The sequence below is a fragment of the Bacteroides sp. AF39-16AC genome, from assembly GCF_003602735.1.
GTDB lineage: Bacteria > Bacteroidota > Bacteroidia > Bacteroidales > Bacteroidaceae > Bacteroides > Bacteroides uniformis.
Genome location: NZ_QTLN01000017.1, coordinates 40,729 through 60,474, shown reverse-complemented (window position 1 = coordinate 60,474; position 19,746 = coordinate 40,729). Strand labels below are relative to the sequence as shown.

The 19,746-nt window shown below is 48.2% G+C and carries 10 protein-coding genes; 2 read left to right on the top strand and 8 right to left on the bottom strand.

Annotation, left to right across the window (positions count from 1 at the left end):
• Nucleotides 1-41 precede the first annotated feature (41 nt).
• Nucleotides 42-3,599, top strand: coding sequence for a pyruvate:ferredoxin (flavodoxin) oxidoreductase (nifJ, locus tag DW039_RS14200; protein ID WP_005826291.1), 3,558 nt, complete (start codon nucleotides 42-44; stop codon nucleotides 3,597-3,599).
• Nucleotides 3,600-3,689: 90 nt separating this feature from the next.
• Nucleotides 3,690-3,878 (top strand): hypothetical protein, encoded by a 189-nt coding sequence (locus DW039_RS14195; protein WP_005826290.1) that lies wholly within the window; start codon nucleotides 3,690-3,692, stop codon nucleotides 3,876-3,878.
• Between the two features lie 62 nt (nucleotides 3,879-3,940).
• On the opposite strand, the gene DW039_RS14190 is transcribed toward DW039_RS14195, so the two are convergent.
• The 8 genes from DW039_RS14190 to DW039_RS14150 form a co-directional block, all read right to left on the bottom strand.
• Nucleotides 3,941-6,700, bottom strand: a complete 2,760-nt coding sequence (locus DW039_RS14190; RefSeq protein ID WP_120382055.1) for a substrate-binding domain-containing protein — start codon at nucleotides 6,698-6,700, stop codon at nucleotides 3,941-3,943.
• A 71-nt stretch (nucleotides 6,701-6,771) separates the two neighbouring features.
• Entirely contained in the window at nucleotides 6,772-7,659 is an 888-nt protein-coding gene (locus DW039_RS14185; RefSeq protein WP_005826288.1) for a carbohydrate kinase, read from the bottom strand.
• A 234-nt stretch (nucleotides 7,660-7,893) separates the two neighbouring features.
• A complete protein-coding gene (locus DW039_RS14175) occupies nucleotides 7,894-9,060 on the bottom strand; it encodes an MFS transporter (RefSeq protein ID WP_120382054.1) in 1,167 nt (388 codons plus the stop codon).
• Between the two features lie 18 nt (nucleotides 9,061-9,078).
• Nucleotides 9,079-10,893 carry a GH32 C-terminal domain-containing protein gene (locus DW039_RS14170; protein WP_005826284.1) on the bottom strand — a complete coding sequence of 605 codons (1,815 nt, stop codon included), beginning with the start codon at nucleotides 10,891-10,893 and terminating at the stop codon, nucleotides 9,079-9,081.
• 136 nt (nucleotides 10,894-11,029) lie between these two features.
• Entirely contained in the window at nucleotides 11,030-12,514 is a 1,485-nt protein-coding gene (locus tag DW039_RS14165; protein WP_117703676.1) for a glycoside hydrolase family 32 protein, read from the bottom strand.
• Complete coding sequence (locus DW039_RS14160; RefSeq protein ID WP_117703675.1) at nucleotides 12,514-14,649, bottom strand: glycoside hydrolase family 32 protein; 2,136 nt, start codon at nucleotides 14,647-14,649, stop codon at nucleotides 12,514-12,516. The genes DW039_RS14165 and DW039_RS14160 overlap by 1 nt, the downstream gene beginning before the upstream one ends.
• Before the next feature lie 73 nt (nucleotides 14,650-14,722).
• On the bottom strand, nucleotides 14,723-16,507 hold the full coding sequence (locus tag DW039_RS14155) for a RagB/SusD family nutrient uptake outer membrane protein (RefSeq protein ID WP_117703674.1): 1,785 nt from the start codon (nucleotides 16,505-16,507) through the stop codon (nucleotides 14,723-14,725).
• 19 nt (nucleotides 16,508-16,526) lie between these two features.
• Nucleotides 16,527-19,598 (bottom strand): TonB-dependent receptor, encoded by a 3,072-nt coding sequence (locus tag DW039_RS14150; RefSeq protein ID WP_117703673.1) that lies wholly within the window; start codon nucleotides 19,596-19,598, stop codon nucleotides 16,527-16,529.
• Nucleotides 19,599-19,746 lie beyond the last annotated feature (148 nt).

Sequence of the window (19,746 nt, the reverse complement as noted above, 5' to 3'; positions counted from 1 at the left end):
GAGAGAGATTTTTTTACTTAAATAAATAATTCAATTTAGTTATGACTAAACAGAAGAAATTCATTACTTGTGATGGTAACCAGGCTGCTGCACATATCTCGTATATGTTCTCCGAAGTAGCTGCCATCTACCCCATCACCCCCTCTTCTACGATGGCTGAATACGTAGACGAATGGGCTGCCGCAGGTCGCAAGAACATCTTCGGCGAAACAGTATTGGTACAGGAAATGCAGTCAGAAGGTGGTGCTGCAGGTGCCGTCCACGGCTCTCTGCAAGCCGGTGCGCTGACTACTACTTACACAGCTTCACAAGGTCTGTTGCTGATGATCCCGAACATGTACAAGATTGCCGGTGAATTCCTGCCTTGTGTATTCCACGTATCAGCACGTACATTGGCAAGCCATGCACTGTGTATCTTCGGTGACCACCAGGACGTTATGTCTGCACGCCAGACTGGTTTTGCCATGTTGGCCGAAGGTTCTGTACAAGAAGTTATGGACTTGGCAGGTGTTGCCCACCTAGCCACCATCAAGGCCCGTGTTCCGTTTATGAACTTCTTCGACGGCTTCCGTACTTCTCACGAAATCCAGAAGATTGAAATGTTGGAGAACGAAGACCTCGCTCCGCTTATCGACCAGGAAGCTTTGGCTGAATTCCGCGCACGTGCATTGAACCCGATGAACCCGGTTGCCCGTGGTATGGCCGAAAATCCTGACCACTTCTTCCAACACCGTGAATCTTGCAACAACTACTATGAAGCAGTTCCGGCTATCGTTGAGGAATACATGAACGAGATTTCCAAAATCACAGGCCGCAAGTATGGTTTGTTCGATTACTACGGTGCAGAAGATGCAGAACGCGTTATCATCGCCATGGGTTCTGTAACGGAAGCTGCCCGCGAAGCTATCGACCACCTCGTTGCCAATGGCGAAAAGGTTGGTTTGGTTGCCGTTCACTTGTATCGTCCGTTCTCTGCCAAGCACTTCCTTGCCGCCGTTCCCAAGACTGCCAAGAAGATTGCCGTACTGGACCGTACGAAAGAACCGGGTGCTAACGGCGAACCGTTGTACCTCGACGTAAAAGACTGTTTCTACGGTGCAGAGAATGCTCCGGTTATCGTAGGCGGCCGTTATGGTTTGGGTTCCAAGGATACTACTCCTGCTCAAATCCTCGCCGTTTACAAGAATCTGGCTATGCCGATGCCGAAGAACCACTTCACTATCGGTATCGTGGACGACGTTACCTTCACTTCTCTGCCCCAGGAAGAAGAAATCGCATTGGGCGGCGAAGGTATGTTCGAAGCCAAATTTTACGGTTTGGGCGCTGACGGTACAGTAGGTGCCAACAAGAACTCCGTAAAGATTATCGGTGACAACACCGACAAGCACTGCCAGGCCTATTTCTCTTACGACTCCAAGAAATCAGGCGGTTTCACTTGCTCGCACCTGCGTTTCGGTGACACTCCTATCCGCTCTACATACCTGGTAAATACGCCTAACTTCGTGGCTTGCCACGTTCAGGCTTACCTGCACATGTACGACGTAACCCGCGGCTTGCGTAAGAACGGCTCTTTCTTGCTGAACACCATCTGGGAAGGCGAAGAGCTGGCCAAGAACCTGCCTAACAAGGTGAAGAAGTACTTTGCACAAAACAATATCACTGTTTACTATATCAATGCAACCCAGATTGCACAAGAAATCGGTTTGGGCAACCGTACCAACACCATCCTGCAATCCGCATTCTTCCGTATCACCGGCGTTATTCCGGTTGACCTGGCTGTAGAGCAGATGAAGAAGTTCATCGTTAAGTCTTACGGCAAGAAGGGTGAAGATGTTGTCAACAAGAACTATGCAGCTGTTGACCGTGGCGGCGAATACAAGCAGCTGACCGTTGACCCGGCTTGGGCCAATCTGGCAGACGACGCCAAGGCTGAAAACAACGACCCTGCATTCATCAACGAAGTGGTTCGTCCTATCAACGCACAAGACGGTGACTTATTGCCGGTATCTGCATTCAAGGGTATCGAAGACGGTACTTGGGAACAAGGTACTGCCAAATATGAGAAACGTGGTGTAGCTGCATTCGTTCCCGAATGGAACGCTGAAAACTGTATCCAGTGTAACAAGTGTGCATACGTTTGTCCTCACGCTTCCATCCGTCCGTTCGTACTCGATGCTGAAGAGCAGAAGGGTGCCAACTTCACTCAACTGAAGGCTGTAGGTAAAGCATTCGACGGTATGACATTCCGTATTCAGGTAGACGTTCTCGACTGTCTGGGTTGTGGCAACTGTGCCGATGTCTGTCCGGGTAACCCGAAGAAGGGTGGCAAGGCTCTGACTATGAAGCACCTCGAAAGCCAATTGCCGGAAGCTGCCAACTGGACTTACTGTGCTGAAAACGTGAAGAGCAAACAACACTTGGTTGACATCAAGGCCAACGTGAAGAACTCTCAGTTCGCCACTCCGTTGTTCGAGTTCTCAGGCGCTTGCTCCGGTTGTGGTGAAACTCCGTATGTGAAGCTGATTTCCCAGTTGTTCGGTGACCGCGAAATGGTAGCCAACGCAACAGGATGTTCTTCCATCTACTCCGGTTCAGTACCTTCTACTCCTTATACCAAGAACGAAAAAGGTCACGGTCCTGCTTGGGCAAACTCATTGTTCGAGGACTTCTGCGAATTCGGTCTGGGTATGGAGCTTGCCAACGAAAAGATGCGCGCACGTATCGTGAAGGCTATGGAAGATGCCATCGCAGCAGAAGGAACTCCGGCCGAATACAAAGAAGTATTCCAGGCTTGGATTGAAAACATGTACGATGCAGACAAGAGCAAGGAACTGGCTGAAAAGATTATTCCGATGGTAGAAGCTGCCAAAGACAAGTGCGACAGCTGCAAGACTATCGCCAGTCTGTCTCAATACCTGGTAAAACGCAGCCAGTGGATTATCGGTGGTGACGGTGCTTCTTACGACATCGGTTACGGTGGTCTCGACCATGTAATCGCAAGCGGTAAGGATGTCAACATCCTCGTACTGGATACTGAGGTTTACTCCAACACAGGCGGTCAGTCTTCCAAGGCTACTCCGGTAGGCGCTATCGCCAAGTTTGCCGCTGCCGGTAAGCGTGTACGCAAGAAAGACCTCGGTCTGATGGCTACTACTTACGGTTACGTATACGTTGCCCAAATCGCTATGGGTGCCGACCAGGCTCAGACCCTGAAGGCTATCCGTGAAGCAGAAGCATATCCCGGTCCGTCACTCATCATCGCTTACGCTCCGTGTATCAACCACGGTCTGAAGGCAGGTATGGGCAAGAGCCAGGCAGAGGAAGAAAAGGCCGTTAAGTGCGGTTACTGGCACTTGTGGCGTTACAACCCGGCTCTGGAGGCTGAAGGCAAGAATCCGTTCACGCTGGATAGCAAGGAACCGGATTGGAGCGGATTCCAAGACTTCCTGAAGGGTGAAGTTCGTTACGCATCCGTAATGAAGCAATATCCGCAGGAGGCCGACGAGCTGTTCAAGGCTGCTGAAGAAAACGCTAAATGGCGTTACAATAGCTACAAGCGTCTTTCCAAAGAAAATTGGGGCGCTGAAGTTACAGAGTAATTCCGATTACTAAATAAAGAATAGAGGCTGCTCCTGAATAAGGCGTAGTCTCTATTTGTTTTTAATTAACAATACTAAATATCACAGGTTATGATTGGATTTATCATTTGGATTATCGGTGTGGTTCTGTGTGTCAAAGCCGTACTTGAAATCATGAAGTGGCCGGTAGACGGCGTGAAGAAACTATTAGTTGCAATTATCATCCTGCTCACAAGCTGGATTGGAATCTGTGTTTACTACTTCTGGGGAAGGGAAAACCTGCCTCAAATACTGAAATAAGTTCCAGTATCATTTACAGAAGTAAACAGACGTGTATTAAGAACAAGGGGGATAGACAACAGCTATCCCCTTCTTTTCAGAAACTCGGTAGGACTCTCCCCAAACTGTTCCTTATAGCATTTCGTGAAATAGGAAGGTGACGAAAAGCCCACTTCATAGGCAATCTCCGCTACCGTCATGTCAGAGGAGGCAAGCAGTGAGGCAGCCTTTTTCAACCTCATCTGGCGCAGCAGCTCATTCGGCGAATAGTTGGTCAGCGATTTCAGCTTACGGTAAAGCTGCACACGGCTCATACCCATATTCCGTCCCAAATCCTCCACATTGAGTTCCGCATCTTTCATCCTCTCCTCGACAAGCGATTTGAAGCGGGAGACGAAACCCTTATCCAAATCACTGATGGCTTCCTTCTCGATAGTCTGGTTATCTCCGAAGAACTGCCTCAACTGACGGCGGTTTGCAATAAGATTGCGGACACGAGACAAGAGCAACTGCGAATTGAATGGTTTGGAAATATAAGAATCGGCACCGCCATCATAGCCCTGGATACGCTGTTCGTCCAGCGAGCAGGCCGTCAGCAGAATCACCGGGATATGGCATGTCTGCAACTCCCCCTTCAAGTGGCGGCAGCATTCCACACCATCCATACCGGGCATCATTACATCGGAGATAATCACATCCGGCACATACTTCATGGCCAGCCGGATACCCTCTGTCCCGTCCGCAGCATCCAATACACGGAACTCGTTCGACAGAAGTGACTTCACATAGGTGCGAATATCCGCATTATCGTCAATTACCAGCACAGTAGGACAATCAGCCTCAACCACCTCTTCGCATGCCTTCACTTCCGTATCTATCAGGGTGGACGACACGTCCTTCTCTTCGGCAGGCAACGTCACTATGGTGGGATGGTACTGCGAAACATCCTGCTTCGGGAAAGTGACGGTGAAGGTAGTACCCTTATCATCACTGTGTGCCGCAATGTTGCCACCATGCATCTCTACAAAAGCACGTACCAGCGCAAGACCGATACCGGTACCTGCCTGATGTCCGTCCACTTGATAAAAACGCTCGAAGATAGCTTCCACATCGGTCGAAGAAATGTAACTGCCGGAATTGAAAACAGACAAGCTATAGTTCTGCTCTGTCATTGACAAGCGTATAGCTATCTTCCCATTCTCCGGCGTATACTTCACGGCATTGGAGAAGAGATTGAAGTAAATGCGCTCCATCTTCTCCGCATCCGCCATCATCCGGAAGTCCGTATCGGGAGATGCCTCAAAGCTGAAAGCAATATGTTTCTTCAGCAACGCCATGCGGAAAGAGTCGTTCCAGCCCCGGAAGCTGTCGAGCAAATCAAAAGGTTCGAGATGGAGCTCCATGCGCCCGTTCTCCACCTTCCGGAAATCAAGTATCTGGTTGACCAGGCGAAGCAGGATATGCACATTCTTTTTCATCAGCTCGAGGAGCTGGCGCGGCTGTCCGTCGAGGGTGCGGTTGGCAAGAAGCTGCTCTATGGGATCGGCTATCAGCGTCAGCGGAGTACGGAAATCGTGTGAAATATTCGTGAAGAACACCAGCTTGGCATGCGTAGCCTCCTCCAGTTCATGGGAAAGCTGTTCCAACTGCGACTTCTGCACTTCCAACAGTTCCTTCTGCTGTATCAACTGGGTTTTCTGTTCCTCCAGTTTCTTTTTCTGCATGGACAGTTCACGGTTCAATCGGTTCTTGGCACGCAAGGAGAGGTAGACAGCCACCAACAAGCCGACCAGCAACAATAGGGCGGACAGACTGCCGTACAAGACAACCTGCTGCGTGGCATAACTGGCCAAATACTGGTTTATCTTTCCGTTCAGGGTTTCTATCTTTCCATCCAGGGTGCCGATGTGGGCGGTCTGCATCTTCATGATGAGAGCATTGTCGCGGTCGACGACGGAAGTGCCCAGGATAGTTTCACGGGGGAAATCACGCTTGTTCAGGATATCCATGGCAATCTGCATCACGCGGTCGCCACCGGTAGGATATATAAACGTGGCATCCAGTTCGCCGGCAAGCACTTTCTCCACTCCATAGTCTTTGCCGGACAGGGCGTCTATGCCGATGAACCGCATATCCTTTTCCCGCCCCTCTCGGGCAGCGGCAGCATAGGCTCCGGCCGCCATACGGTCATTCTGCGCATACACCAGGTCGATATGCGGAAAGCGGCTCAGCAGGGTATTCATTTTCTCTCCGGCCTTGAGTTGCAACCAGGCACCGTCTTCAACGGCCAGCAACCGGATACCGGGATAAGCGGATATAGCCTTCACAAATCCTTGATGACGGTCTACGGCAGGTGTGGAGCCCACCAAACCTGAGATTTCCACCACATCTCCCTGCCCATGCAGCACATTGGCCACATACTCTCCCACAGCTTTCCCTATCTCGTAGTTGTCTGCACCGACGTAGGCCGTGTATTTGTCCGAAAGGATTTTACGGTCCACTACAATCACCGGAATGCCCCGGTTGTATGCCTCCTCCACAACCGGAGTTATCGGAGTGGCTTCATTAGGGGCCACAATCAGCAGATCCACCCCTTCGGCTATCAGCTCACGAATGTCTTTTGCCTGACGGTCATTATCGTCGACAGCAGTACGGATGTCCACCTCCACATCCTCGTAGAAATGGGCTTCACGGAGTATCTCACTGTTCATCTGGCGCCGCCATTCATCCTCGCTACATTGGGAAACGCCGATACGGAAACGTGCCTCGCGCCGGGAGCAGGCAACCGCCACTCCCCAAAGCACGAGCAGAAAGAATAAAATCCGAAGGTTATGCTGTCTCATCTTCACTTTCCTCTGATTTAAGATTGCAGATGAGCAAAGATAACGAAAAATGTGAAAAGAATAAGAAAAATCTATGCCAGCCTTTCTTTCAAGGCCACCGGCAATTCCGGCATGGCACCGCTCTGGGTACATACATAGGCAGAGACTTCCACCGCCAGTTTATGGGCATCGGGCACCTGCTTCCCGCTGAGAATGGCAGCGGTGAAGGCTGCCGTGAACGAGTCACCGGCTCCAACGGTGTCCGCCACCGGTACCTTGGGCGTCTCCTGGAAGGAAACCACTCCCGGAGTGAACACATAGCTGCCGTTCGTTCCACAAGTCAAGATAAGCATTTTCAGGTTATATTTAGCCAGCAGAATCCAGCATTTGTCCTGCAAGTCGATGCCCGGGTAGCCGAAAATACGGCTGATGGTCACCAGCTCCTCATCGTTTATCTTGAGGATGTTGCAGCGGCGCATGGATTCGCAGAGTATCTCTTTGGTATAGAACCCTTGGCGGAGATTGATGTCGAATATCTTCAGTTGCCCCTCCGCATCGGGCATCGTGTCGAGAAAACGGTTGATGGTGATGCGGCTTGTTTCACTGCGTTGCGCCAAAGAGCCGAAACATACGGCACGCGTGTTCAGTGCCAGACGCTTCAGTTCGTCGGTAAAGGGAATGTTGTCCCAGGCCACGCCTTCTTTTATCTCATAGCACGGCACGCCCACGGCATCGAGCGTCACCTGCACCGTTCCCGTGGGGTAAGGCACGCGCTCAATCTGCGTGCGCAGCCCCTTCCGGGCGAACACATCCAGAATCTCGTCCCCATCCGCATCGGCACCTACGGCACTGACCACACGGCTGTCGAAACCAAACTGCGATGCATGGTAAGCAAAGTTTGCCGGAGCACCGCCTATCTTCTTTCCTTCGGGGAGGCAGTCCCACAGAGCCTCGCCCATACCTACTATTATCTTATTCATAATATTATATTGTTTAATGAATGATATATTTTATTCACGGCAAACTCAATGTCCTACCCACTGCAAACCTAATAAAAAAGTTCCTAACTATAGAATGAAAAGTTGCCAATTATCTATTAAAAAGTCTCTAAGAACTAAGGATTATCTCTATCCCAAGGCTTGGGATAGACATCCGCAACCTTGGGACAGATATCCGCAGCCTTGGGATATGTGTCCGCAGCCTGCGAACAAAGATTACCGCTTCATACGCAGCATATAGAAGAACAAGTACACTACCCCTACCGTCATCACAGCCACGGCACCGCTTTGTCCTACAACATCACTTGCCAAGCCCATTGCTATCGGAAATACCGTACCGCCGAAGAGCCCCATAATCATCAAACCGGAAACCTCGTTCTTCTTTTGTGGCATAGCAAGCAACGCCTGAGAGAAGATAACCGGAAAGATGTTCGAATTGCCGAAACCGATAAGGGCAATGCAAATGTATATCATTGTCTTTTCATGGAAAACGAACAACCCTACCATCGCAGCCAACATACATAACACGCTGATGCCGAAGAAGGTTCGGGGAGCCATCTTCTGAAGAATGAAGGCGCCGAGAAAGCAACCCGCCGTGCGGAAAATGAAGTAAAGGCTGGTGGCAAAGCCGGCATCGGCCAGCGTCATGCCCAGACGCTCCATCAGGATTTTGGGCGCTGTGGTATTCGTACCTACATCAATGCCCACATGGCACATGATGCCCAGGAAGCAGAGAAAGATAAACGGCTTGCCCAGCAGGGCGAGGCACTCCCCGAAGGTGGAAGGGCGTCCCTCTTCCTTTTCCTCGCGGATGGAAGTACCGCTCAGCCAGAGAATGGCAATCACCGCAATAACCATATAGACCGGGAACAGCACCCTCCAGCCCATGCCCAGAGACGGAATGGCCTGCGTAGCTCCCCACATGGCGATGTATGGAGCCAGAAACGAAGCAATGGCTTTTACAAACTGTCCGAAGGTGAGCGTACTTGCCAGCCGCTCGCCGCTTACGATATTGGAAAGCAGCGGGTTGAGCGACGTTTGCATCAGCGCATTGCCGATGCCCAGCAATGAGAACGAGAGCAGCATCAGCACGTAGCCGTCTCCGAAAACCGGGAGAAGCAAAGAGGCAAACGTGATGACAAGGCTGAGAAGCACCGTCTTCTTGCGTCCGATGCGGTTCATCAGCATACCCGTAGGTACGGAGAAGATGAGGAACCAGAAGAACACCAGAGACGGGAATATGTTGGCTTGCGAGTCGGTCAGGTTCAAGTCGGCCTTCACGTAGTTGGAGGCGATGCCCACCAAATCCACAAAGCCCATGGCGAAGAAGCAAAGCATGACCGGAAAGAGCTTTGCCAAGGAAGAATTCTTAGTATTTTCCATGCTGAAGATTATTATCTGTTATTTTAATCCGAGTTTGTACACAGTAAACGAGGTGACATTGCAGCTTCCACCTTTAGCATAGAAACTGATGCGGTTGTAAGGTTCCGACGGGAATACAAGATTTGTCATGGCAAAACGTCCGTCGTTGCCAAACGCTTCAATGCTCGACTTGTCTACGAACAAGCGGAGTTTCATTTCATTGCCACCCTCGACAGGAGCCACGGTCACTGCAGGGAAGTCCTTGCTGAACGACACCTCACCACTCTCGGTACGGTCCATGGTGAACGTCTTTTCCGCCAGGTTATAGTACATCTCCACCTCCTCGCCTTTCGAGTTAAAGAGCTGGAATCCTATCACATCCGCATCCTTGTTCTTGATGGTCATTTCGATTTCATACGTTCCGGAATTGTCATTCAGCAGTTTGTCCAGATTATACGTGCGGTCTACCTTGAAAGCACGCTTCTTGCTGCCTTTATCCCTCAGTTTCAGCAATTCGGGAGACGGGGTTACCTTTACATAGGTTTCACCCTCCGAGGTATAGAGCGAAAGGTCGCGCGGCACGGAGTTGGCACTACGGTATTGGCGGGTGGGCACATCGTTGGCATATTGCCAGTTGCTCATCCATGCCAATGCAATGGCACGTCCTGCAGGAGCATTGCTCCAAGTGACAGTTGCATAATGGTCTTTTCCCCAGTCCATCCATTTCGTCACTGCGGGAGACTCGTTCACGAATCTCTTTCCGTCAAATGTCCCCACGAAATATTGTGTGGCAGAGCCACCGAACGGTCCACCCGGATTGAGGTTACAGACGAGTACCCACTTCTTCAGTTCCGTACCTTCAACCGGCAGTTCAAGCAGGTCGGGACACTCCCAGACTCCGCCGTGAGCACCTTGTCCTTCACCGAATTTGCTCTCCAGCGTCCAGCTCTTCAGGTCGGCAGAAGAGTATATCTCCATTTCCTGCCCTACGGCAAGAACCATGATCCATTTCTTGGTATCTTCGTGCCAGATGACTTTAGGGTCACGGAAGTCGCGCTGCGTGGAAGTCAGGATGGGATTTCGCGCATACTTCTTGAAGGTCTTTCCGTTGTCAAGGCTATAGGCCATGCTCTGCACTTGGCGGTCGCTTGCCGATGTATAGAAAGCAATGACGGCACCGGCACCGAACCCGGCCGTATTATCCTTGTCGACAACACAAGAGCCACTGAAAATTGTTCCCAGCGCATCGGGCGAAATAGCATCTCCGTGATGTTCCCAAGTGACGAGGTCCGTACTGGTGGCATGTCCCCAATGCATGTTCCCCCACATGGAGCCGTAGGGATTATGCTGGTAGAACAAATGGTAGACCCCGTCTTTGTAGAACATTCCGTTAGGATCATTCATCCAACCGTAAGCCGGGCTGAAATGATACACCGGACGGTACTTCTCCCGGTTCGAAACATCGAATTCATCCGACAGTTTCATTTCTTCCCAGCATAAGGCCGAATCCGGAATAAGCTGGAAGTTGAAAGAGAGATGTTTATTATCGAAGCCGGTCAAATCGACCGGAACAAAATAGTCAACCTTATTGACTGCCAATCGCACGTTCATACTGCGTACAACATCATTGTCCGCTATCATATACAATTTTGCCTCCGGAGAAGCCTCTTCCACCGGCAGCAGCAAAAACTTCTTCTGCTCGTCAATTTGGACGATACTCTGTCCGTCACCCAGATGTTTAATCACGAAAGGAGGATTTATGGCCTGGCATGTGAAGACAGCCACGGTAGTTCCTAATATAAATACGGTAAGCGTCCTTCTGATTGTCCGCCAAAAGTCTTTTAAATGAATCATGTTTCTGTTGGTATTAAATTAATTATGTTTTTCTACCATGCAAAGATACGCCACCAAGCAGCAGGAGGCTATCTTTTTTGTTTCAAAGCATACTACAAATGTTACATTCAGTCTAAAATAATACAAATTAAATTCCTCATCTCCATATTGATTTAAGCATCCAGGCATCCAACTCCATCTTCGTCCCCTTCTTCTGCGCAAAAAGTTCGATACCGGTTTGAGCCTCGCCCGGATAGGTTAATAATGTGAATACATCCTTCCCGTCATTGGCAAAGATTTCAATACTCGATTTGTCTACAAATATATGCAAATGTATCTTATTATCTACCGGTTCCACCCTGGCATATGCCATACGGCTGAATTTAGGAATCTGCACATCGGAGCAATGGGTACGGTCAATCACCAGATTATGTGAATCCGTATCATAGCTGACCACCACTTTGCGCCCTTCACCCACACACAAATTCAAGCCAAAGGTGTTGGATACGTCAGTAGAAAACGAAGCATCGAGTTCGTAGACATTCTCATCGGGAACAAAGCCGGGTAACCTCTGTGTTCCCACCGATAAAGCACGTTTCACCGATGCAGGCTTATGGCGAAGTGTTTGCAACTGTTCCACCGGCTTCTGTACCAGCCTCACACCTTCCTTGTATGTCTTCAGTTCCAGGTTGCGGGGAATAGACCAGAAGCCCTTCCCATACCTCGATGGAGCTACCGGTGCATAGTCCCAGGTTGCAACCCAGCCTATCGAAATTTTGGAATCCAACGTTCCGTCAAAATCCTGAAATGTGCGGGATGCATAAAAGTCCAGCCCTTTGTCCACATATAGAGGCTCTGCAGGATGGTTCTCCATCAGCTTAAAAGAAGTGCCGTCGAAGTCTCCTATAAAGTATTGTTCTTGCGCCCAGTTTACAGATACGACCATCACCCACCTTTTCTTGTCAGAATCCCCGTCAACCGGCAACTGGAATAAATCCGGGCACTCCCAAGACTTTTCACTGTCACCGGCAGGGCCGAAATCACTGGTCCAAGTCCAGCTCTTCAAATCAGGAGAGGTATAAAACTTTATTTTCTTCTCCAGGGCCTTGGCTACAGCCATCACCCATTTTTGGGTCGGCTCGTGCCAGAAGACGGTAGGGTCCCTGAATTCCGTACTCCAAAGGTCCAAAACCGGGTTACCTTCGTAATAATGAAATGTCTTTCCGTCATGACTGAAAGAGATGCCCTGCGCTTGTTTCTTGGAGTCCTTCTCAAAAACGGTGTAAGCCGCCACATAAGCACCCTTGCCGAAACCGGCAGTGTTGTTCTTGTCTATGACTGCAGAACCGGTGAAGTAACTGATATTGTCATCCGCTCCGGTCATGGCATAAGGGGTTATCTGTTGGTAATGTACCAAATCTGTAGATTCGACTTTGCCCCACCAGTACATATGATATTTACCCTGATAGTACATGAATCCCGAGGGGTCACCAATCCATCCCTTCTCCGGACTGAAATGATACTGAGGACGATAAGGCTCTTTGTATAAACTGTCTGAATTCATTTGTGCACCGGCAGACAATGTTCCTGCCACTAAAAGTGCACCCAATATAGTAGGTATCTTCATTTTCTGTATTTTCATTAAAAGTTCATCTTTACCCTTGCATCTTTCAGTCTCCAAACTTCGGCAGCAACTTCCGTTGTATTTCCATCAGAGAATAGTTCCAATAGCGTACTGTTTTCTTTCAGAGGAAAGATTCTTGTAGTGAATGCATCCTCATCATTAATAAATCCTTCCACCACAGAACCGTCTATAAATAGACGAATCTCCACCGGCTTGGTTGTATCCAACCGATACCAGTCCTTGCGGAGCTTCAAAGGAATGTGTGCACGCAAGGAAGAATGCGTCTGGTCCACAATAAGTTCCTCCTTTTCCACATCATAATAAATCAGGCTATATTCGCTATTATCCGGATTCTTACACAATGTAAATCCAAACCGTTTTGCGTCACCGGGATAAAAAGTCGCCTTGACTTCAAGCTGATGTTCCCTTCTGCTCACAATGTGCGGTTTCGCAGCAGTCAATGCCTGCCTGGAATAAACCGTGGATTGTTCACGCAATTGTTTCATTACGGGATGGGGTGTTTGGCATAGTTTCCCATCTTTCAGCTGCCATCTTCTGGGCATACTGTAGAGATGTGCCCATCCTTGTTCATAAGTGGCCTCCCCTCCTATTTCATCGGGTATAATGGCAATGGCAGCAACATCCCCTTCCGGAGTCTCAACAACAGAGGGGGACAGCAAGCGGTTGATGACCTCCAGATTTTGAGGGACTGGGTTGTCCGGTATAAACTTTTCATTCTTGAAATCTCCTATCCAATACTGGCAACGCGCAGGTATGCCTTTATGAGGAACCCTATTCACCAAAAGAACATATTTGCCGCCCATCTTCTTAAAGACCGGCATTTCCCAGAAAATACCGGAGTCATCCACTTCCGGATTGCCCTCAAACAGCAAATGTACAAAATCCCATTTCTTCAAGTCTGCCGATTTATAAAGCAGCAAAGCCCCGTGGGGTGTATCGGTCTGCTCAATGCCGAAACCGATAATCATATACCAGACATCACCCTCTTTCCAGACATACTGGTCACGCATGTCCGTACGGGTATATCCGGCAGGCTTCTCGGCAATAACCGGATTACCCGCATATTTCTCCCATTCTATCAACGCAGTATCTTTTGGAAAAGCAATACCCACTCCCATCTTGTCTCCACCGGCTGTGTATATCAGCTGGGGGATATCGTCATCATTGATAACAGCATGCCCGGACCATATTCCATTCTTGTCATAAGCAGCATCAGGAGTCAAAGCCGGCTTTTCCTCCGTCCAATGAAGCATATCGGGACTGCTGAAATGTCCCCAATTTATCTGCCCCAGGAAGATTGCAGAAGCATTCTTCTGATTGAATATATGATATTTACCTTTATAAAGAAGTAAACCATGCGTCTCATTCGTCCAGTTGGCAGCCGGCAACAGATGATAGCGGGGACGGTTGAAGTCCTTCGCAAAACAGGTTTCCGGAATAGCCAAAACCGGAGTTTTCTTCAATCCTAAGGCAATCTCGTCTCTCCATGCAGACGAATCATCGGAAAAGGGAGTGAAGCTTATCCCGTCAATCAACCCGTTTATAGCCGTAACATCGTACATCCAAACCTTCTTTTCCCTGAAATCCTTACCTACCCGAAGTATCATTTCACCATCTTGCAAGTTCCGGGGCCATACCTCTGCACTCATCCTCTGCCCATTCAGGCAAACCGATTCATTACTTAAATCAAGGACCACATGCAGCCACTTGAAACGGTCGACTTTTGTCTTTAATGAACAGTAAGAGTATGAGCCATTCTGCCCCATTCCCAACAGCAACTCACCATAACGGTCTACACATACCGCTACAGATGTTCCTGCCATGTCTCTGATTCCCATAAAGGCAGCAGTATCCGTCGGATAAGATTCCAGAGCAAACCATCCGGACAACGACGAAACATCTCCTTCCGTGGTTGTATCCATCCAAGTGGAATACCCGTCTGTACGAAGGGCTTTACCTTCGACTCCGGTAACAAATTCCGGTATTTCCTTTATAGTGTACAAATTCAACAATGACTTGCCGTCACTGGAAAGTAAGGGGTCCTGCCCGTCAAACGACCATGTTTTTTGAGCAAAAGCTGCATTCAAAGAAAGCAATAGACAGCCCAATATAGAATAGGCAAAGTGTTTCATAATAAAAGATTGTTTAAAGGAAGAGGGGGAAACAAACGTTTCCCCTCCCTTGCGTTTTCATTTCAAAATATAATTAGTTGAACGGAGCATAACCGGGATTCTGTACATACTTGCCTCCAGAAAATCCGTATTGATTGTTCGGAACCGGATAATACTCATCCTTTCCACCCGTAAAGTGCGCATTGGCATAATAAATGCGATTGTCTGACTCCGCGGTAATGTACTTGTTCATGGTTGTTTCCACTATGCCCCAACGGACCAGGTCGAAGAAACGTTCACCTTCCAAAGCCTTCTCCAGACGCGTTTCCCAACGGAGGGCCTGACGGGCATAATCTTGATTCCAGACATCAGCAGGATAAGGATTGACAAGGTAGTTGGCCGCATATTTGGAATGGTCGTTGAAATCCTTTACATAGGCGCTGTTCCGGGCACGATTGCGTATCTGATTAATCAAATCACGGGCAGTTTCGAGTCCATCGCCTTCATTGAGTTCAATAAGAGCCTCAGCTTTCCAAAGAAGAATATCCGCGTAACGTATAATCTGCCAGTTCAACTGTGAAGCCCCCCAAGGCCAGCCATTAAACATATCACTACTTTCCGGAGAAACCCAGAAGCGCTTCGCGCAATTATAGCCATAAGTTTCCTTATCACGCACCCATCCCTCACACGTCTTGTCTGGGTAAGTTTTCCAAGTTATAGTAGGACGGCCCACAACAAAATCGAGACGCGGGTCTACATTGGGAGTCGTGTTTTGTAAAGTATAAACCCCATTGTTCAATACCGCCCAACTATAATCAGACTTTGACTGATAATTAAAATCGGGCAGACCGTTTGCATCTGTCTGATAAGCATTAATCAGGTCTTGGCTGGGCAGGAAGAAACCGTCACCTCCGTAAGGGCTGCCTCCACCTGGAGAATTCAACAGATTGCTCCAGTTGATGCGGCCGGCACTTTCGGTACCGTCATTCATGGAATATTGAATGGCAAAAACAGACTCTTTACCGTTTTCATTAGCTACTAAATCCAATCCCTGGAAATCGTCAAGCAAACCGTAACGGTTGCTGGCAGTCACTTGGTCGCAAAGCGAAACGACTTCCCTCAGCAGCTCTTTATTGATGGAAGTTACGGCATGCGTAGTCTCATCTTGCTGATACGCTTGGTACAGCTTGATTTTAGCCGCATAGGCCAGTGCTATGTATTTATGAATACGCCCTACCTCCGACTGTGATGCAGGAAGCAGTTCGGCGGCATCAAGCATCTCCTTGGCCAGCATACTCAGAATCTCGTCACGGGTAAACTCATTGTTCGGAATATCCGGATATTGGGAAATCTCAACGTTCTCATCAAAATAAGGTATCTTGTTGAAAAGGCGGCTCAATTCAAAGTAATAATGGGCACGAAGCACTTTCATCTCCGCAATACGGGATACACGTCCGTTCACCTGCTCATCTGTTGCAGCATTCAGAACGCGCAATGCAGAGTTACAACGCTGTACACTGCAATATAGATGGTACCACTTGCTGTCCAGAAATCCATTGGTTGCATCCATATCAAATGTCTCCATACGGTGCACTTCATTAAGGTCACCAACACCACCACCGCCTTTATAGGCATTATCCGAACGTACCTCACCATAGGTCCAATTGGAAGTAGGATGACACCATACACTCCAGCTCTGTCCTTCGGGACCACCCAAAGCTGCATACGCGGCATTCACCAAAAGGTCGGCACCTTCTGTAGAAGTCATAATATCTTCATTCAAGCTACCCTGGGGCTTCAAATCCAGGAAACGGTCTTCATTACAGCTTGCAGTCATCAGCGCTACTACGCCAAGCATATATAAATGTTTCAATTTCATGATAGTATAGTTTTAAAGTTTAGAAACCAAATGATAATCCCAAAGAGAACGTACGGGGCAACGGATAAGGATAACCCAGACCTTCAGGGTCGGCACCTGTATAACCGGTAATCGTAAACAAATTCTGAGCCTGGAAATAAATGCGCGCATGACGCATCTTCATCTTGTCGAGAACTGCTTTAGGAAGCGTGTAACCCAATGTCAGACTTTTCAGCTTGATATACGAACCATTTTCAATATAGAACTCAGATACTTCGTGCTCATTGTTGCTGTTAAGAGTGGTCAAAGCAGGTACACTGCTATTGTAAACACCCGTCTTTTCAAAGTTCTCGTAAGCATGCATGGCATCGAGCAGGCGGGTAGAGTGATTACCGGTCCAGCATTGGAATAAATCCGTATAATATTTGGAGTTGTTATAGGCATCACGAATCATACCGTTGAAGAACATGCTGAGGTCAAAGCCTTTCCAAGATGCCCCAAGATTCAGACCTGCAATCACTTTCGGATTGTCAGAACCCAACCATACACGGTCGTTCGTATCAATCGTACCGTTACCATCAGCATCCACGTATTTGATACGTCCTACTCCGGGAGCGCCAAACTGTACATTATATTTGGATTTATACTCATCCACCTCCTGCTGGGTACGGAACACTCCATCTGTCTTGAAGCCCATCCATGAACCGAACGGTTGGCCAACCAAAGTCTTGTCAACCCCATTACCGCCACCATAAGTATAGTAAATTTCTTCCGTCAGCTCTGTCACTTCATTTTTGTAATATGAAAGGTTGAATGCTACATTATACTGGAAATCCTTTACCTTATCATTCCAGGTCAGTGCCATCTCGAAACCTTTATTGTTCATCGTACCACCATTATACCAGCAGTAACCACCCTCGCCAATGACAGCGATATACGGTTTCTCCACAAGCATATCACTTGTCTTCTTATCAAAATAATCGAGAGAAGCACTCAGACGTCCGTTCAGGAAAGCGGCGTCCACACCGATATTGAGCTGTCTTGTACTCTCCCACTTCAAATCGGGATTGGTAGACCTCACTTTGTAACCACCGGGAGCCAAAGTCGTTCCATCACCGTTCATGTTGTAGCTTGCATCCTTCAGACTAATCAAGTATTTTGTATAGGGAGCCTCATTATCAATAATATCGTTACCATTGACACCCCATGAAGCACGTAGTTTCAAATCAGCCAACCAATCCCTGGTCGCTTCCATAAACTTCTCACTTGAAATGCGCCAGCCTGCCGACACTGAAGGGAAGTAATCCACATTATTACCCTTTGCCAAGCGGGAAGAAGCATCACGGCGCACCGTAACAGAGGCCAAATACCGTCCTTCATAATCATAGTTCACTTTACCAAAGTAAGACACCATACCATAATTGGAAGCACCGGCACCTACATTCTTACCGGCAGTCACACCGTCGAGATAAATATAATCTTCATCTTCTACAGCCAGTCCCGTACCATAACCGAACATGGATTCCGAATGGTTCTTCTTGGCTTCTGTACCAAGAAGTGCAGTCAGATTGTTCTTTCCAAAAGCTTTGCTATAAGTCACGGTATTGGTCCATACCCAATCCAGTCTTTTGTTGGATGATTGAGTCAGCTTATTGACCTCATCGCGTGCCCATGCCGGCTCAAAAGTTTTGTTGGTTTCATCATAATAATTCATACCGAAATTGGTTTTCAGCACCAGGTTCTTAATCGGTTCAATTTCAAGGAATGCATTACCAAAGACACGCCAGTAATCATGTTTGTTCTGTTTTTCATTCTCCAACAAACGTGCCATATTGGGGGCATCACCCAAAACATCATTGATGGCATCGTTATAATTGCCATTCTCATCATAAACCGTCTTGGCAGGATGCTGTTTGATGGCATTCTCATCTACACCGGCCGGACTGAGGGTCTGTGTCCAACGATTGATGGCAACGTTCTCGCCGATGCGCAAGCGATTGTCAAGATAATGATAGTTAGAACTGATGCGGGTATTGATACGCTGGAAATTCGTATTCTCTACCAGACCGTCATGGTCGAGATAGTTCAACGCTAACGAGAAGGCACCATTGTCAGAGCCCTTTGAAAGTGTCGCACTATAATTCTGCATCAAGGCAGTGCGATAAACCACATCGCGCCAATCCGTATCAACGGCATGTACTTTAGCTCCATTCAGGCCGATATAGTCTTGAAGTTGGGGAGTTGCACCATTACCATATATTTCGCTGCTTGGCGTAGCTCCATTATTGGCATACTTATAAGCCGACCAATAAACCTGGCCCCACTCATCTGCATTCAACATATCAAAGCCACATTGATAGGTCTGCAAAGTCAACGACATATCAAAATCCACACGGGTCTCCCCTTTCTTGGCACGTTTGGTAGTAATGATAATCACACCATTGGCAGCCTGTGCACCATAAATAGAAGCGGAAGCGGCATCCTTCAATACCTGAATGGATTCTACATCATTGGAAGAAAGGATAGACGAGATGTTCTCACGGGTCATCACACCGTCAATGACATAAAGCGGGGAATTGGCATCATTTCGGAAAGATGACTTACCACGGACCAATGTAGAAGTATTTCCACCGCCCGGTGTGCCGTCAGTCGTAATGTTCATACCGGCAACACGTCCCTGCAAGCTCGACAACACATTTCCCGTAGGAATATCTGCTACATCCTTCATCTTGACCACAGCCACCGAACCAGTCAAACTGGCCTTCTTCTCGGACATATAGCCGGTCACTACTACTTCATCAATCAACTGGGAATCTTCCGTCAACTCAATGCGTAAAGTGGGCTGTGCCTTTACTGTAACGGCTTTATATCCTATATAGGATACAGACAATGTGGCACCGGAAGCTACAGACAGAGTGAAATTTCCGTCAATATCCGTAATTGTTCCATTACTGTTGGAACCTACTTCCATGACAGAAGCACCGATAATGGATTCACCACTCGATTTTTCAACGACAGTACCTTTTACCTGGACTTGCTGGGCAGAGGAATAGATGCCCGCAAAGAGAAGCACAATTAGTGTGCAAAGCCTGAGACTAATGCTTTTCAACATATCTATTAATTTAAAGTTAATAATAAACCAATTCTGCAATTGAGTTTTGTGTCAGCAAAATTAAGCGAAACCAGGATTTGCACCTATAACAAATGTTACGAAAGGTGGTATTTTTGATACATCCCCTTTCTAAAGGTATTCTACGCGT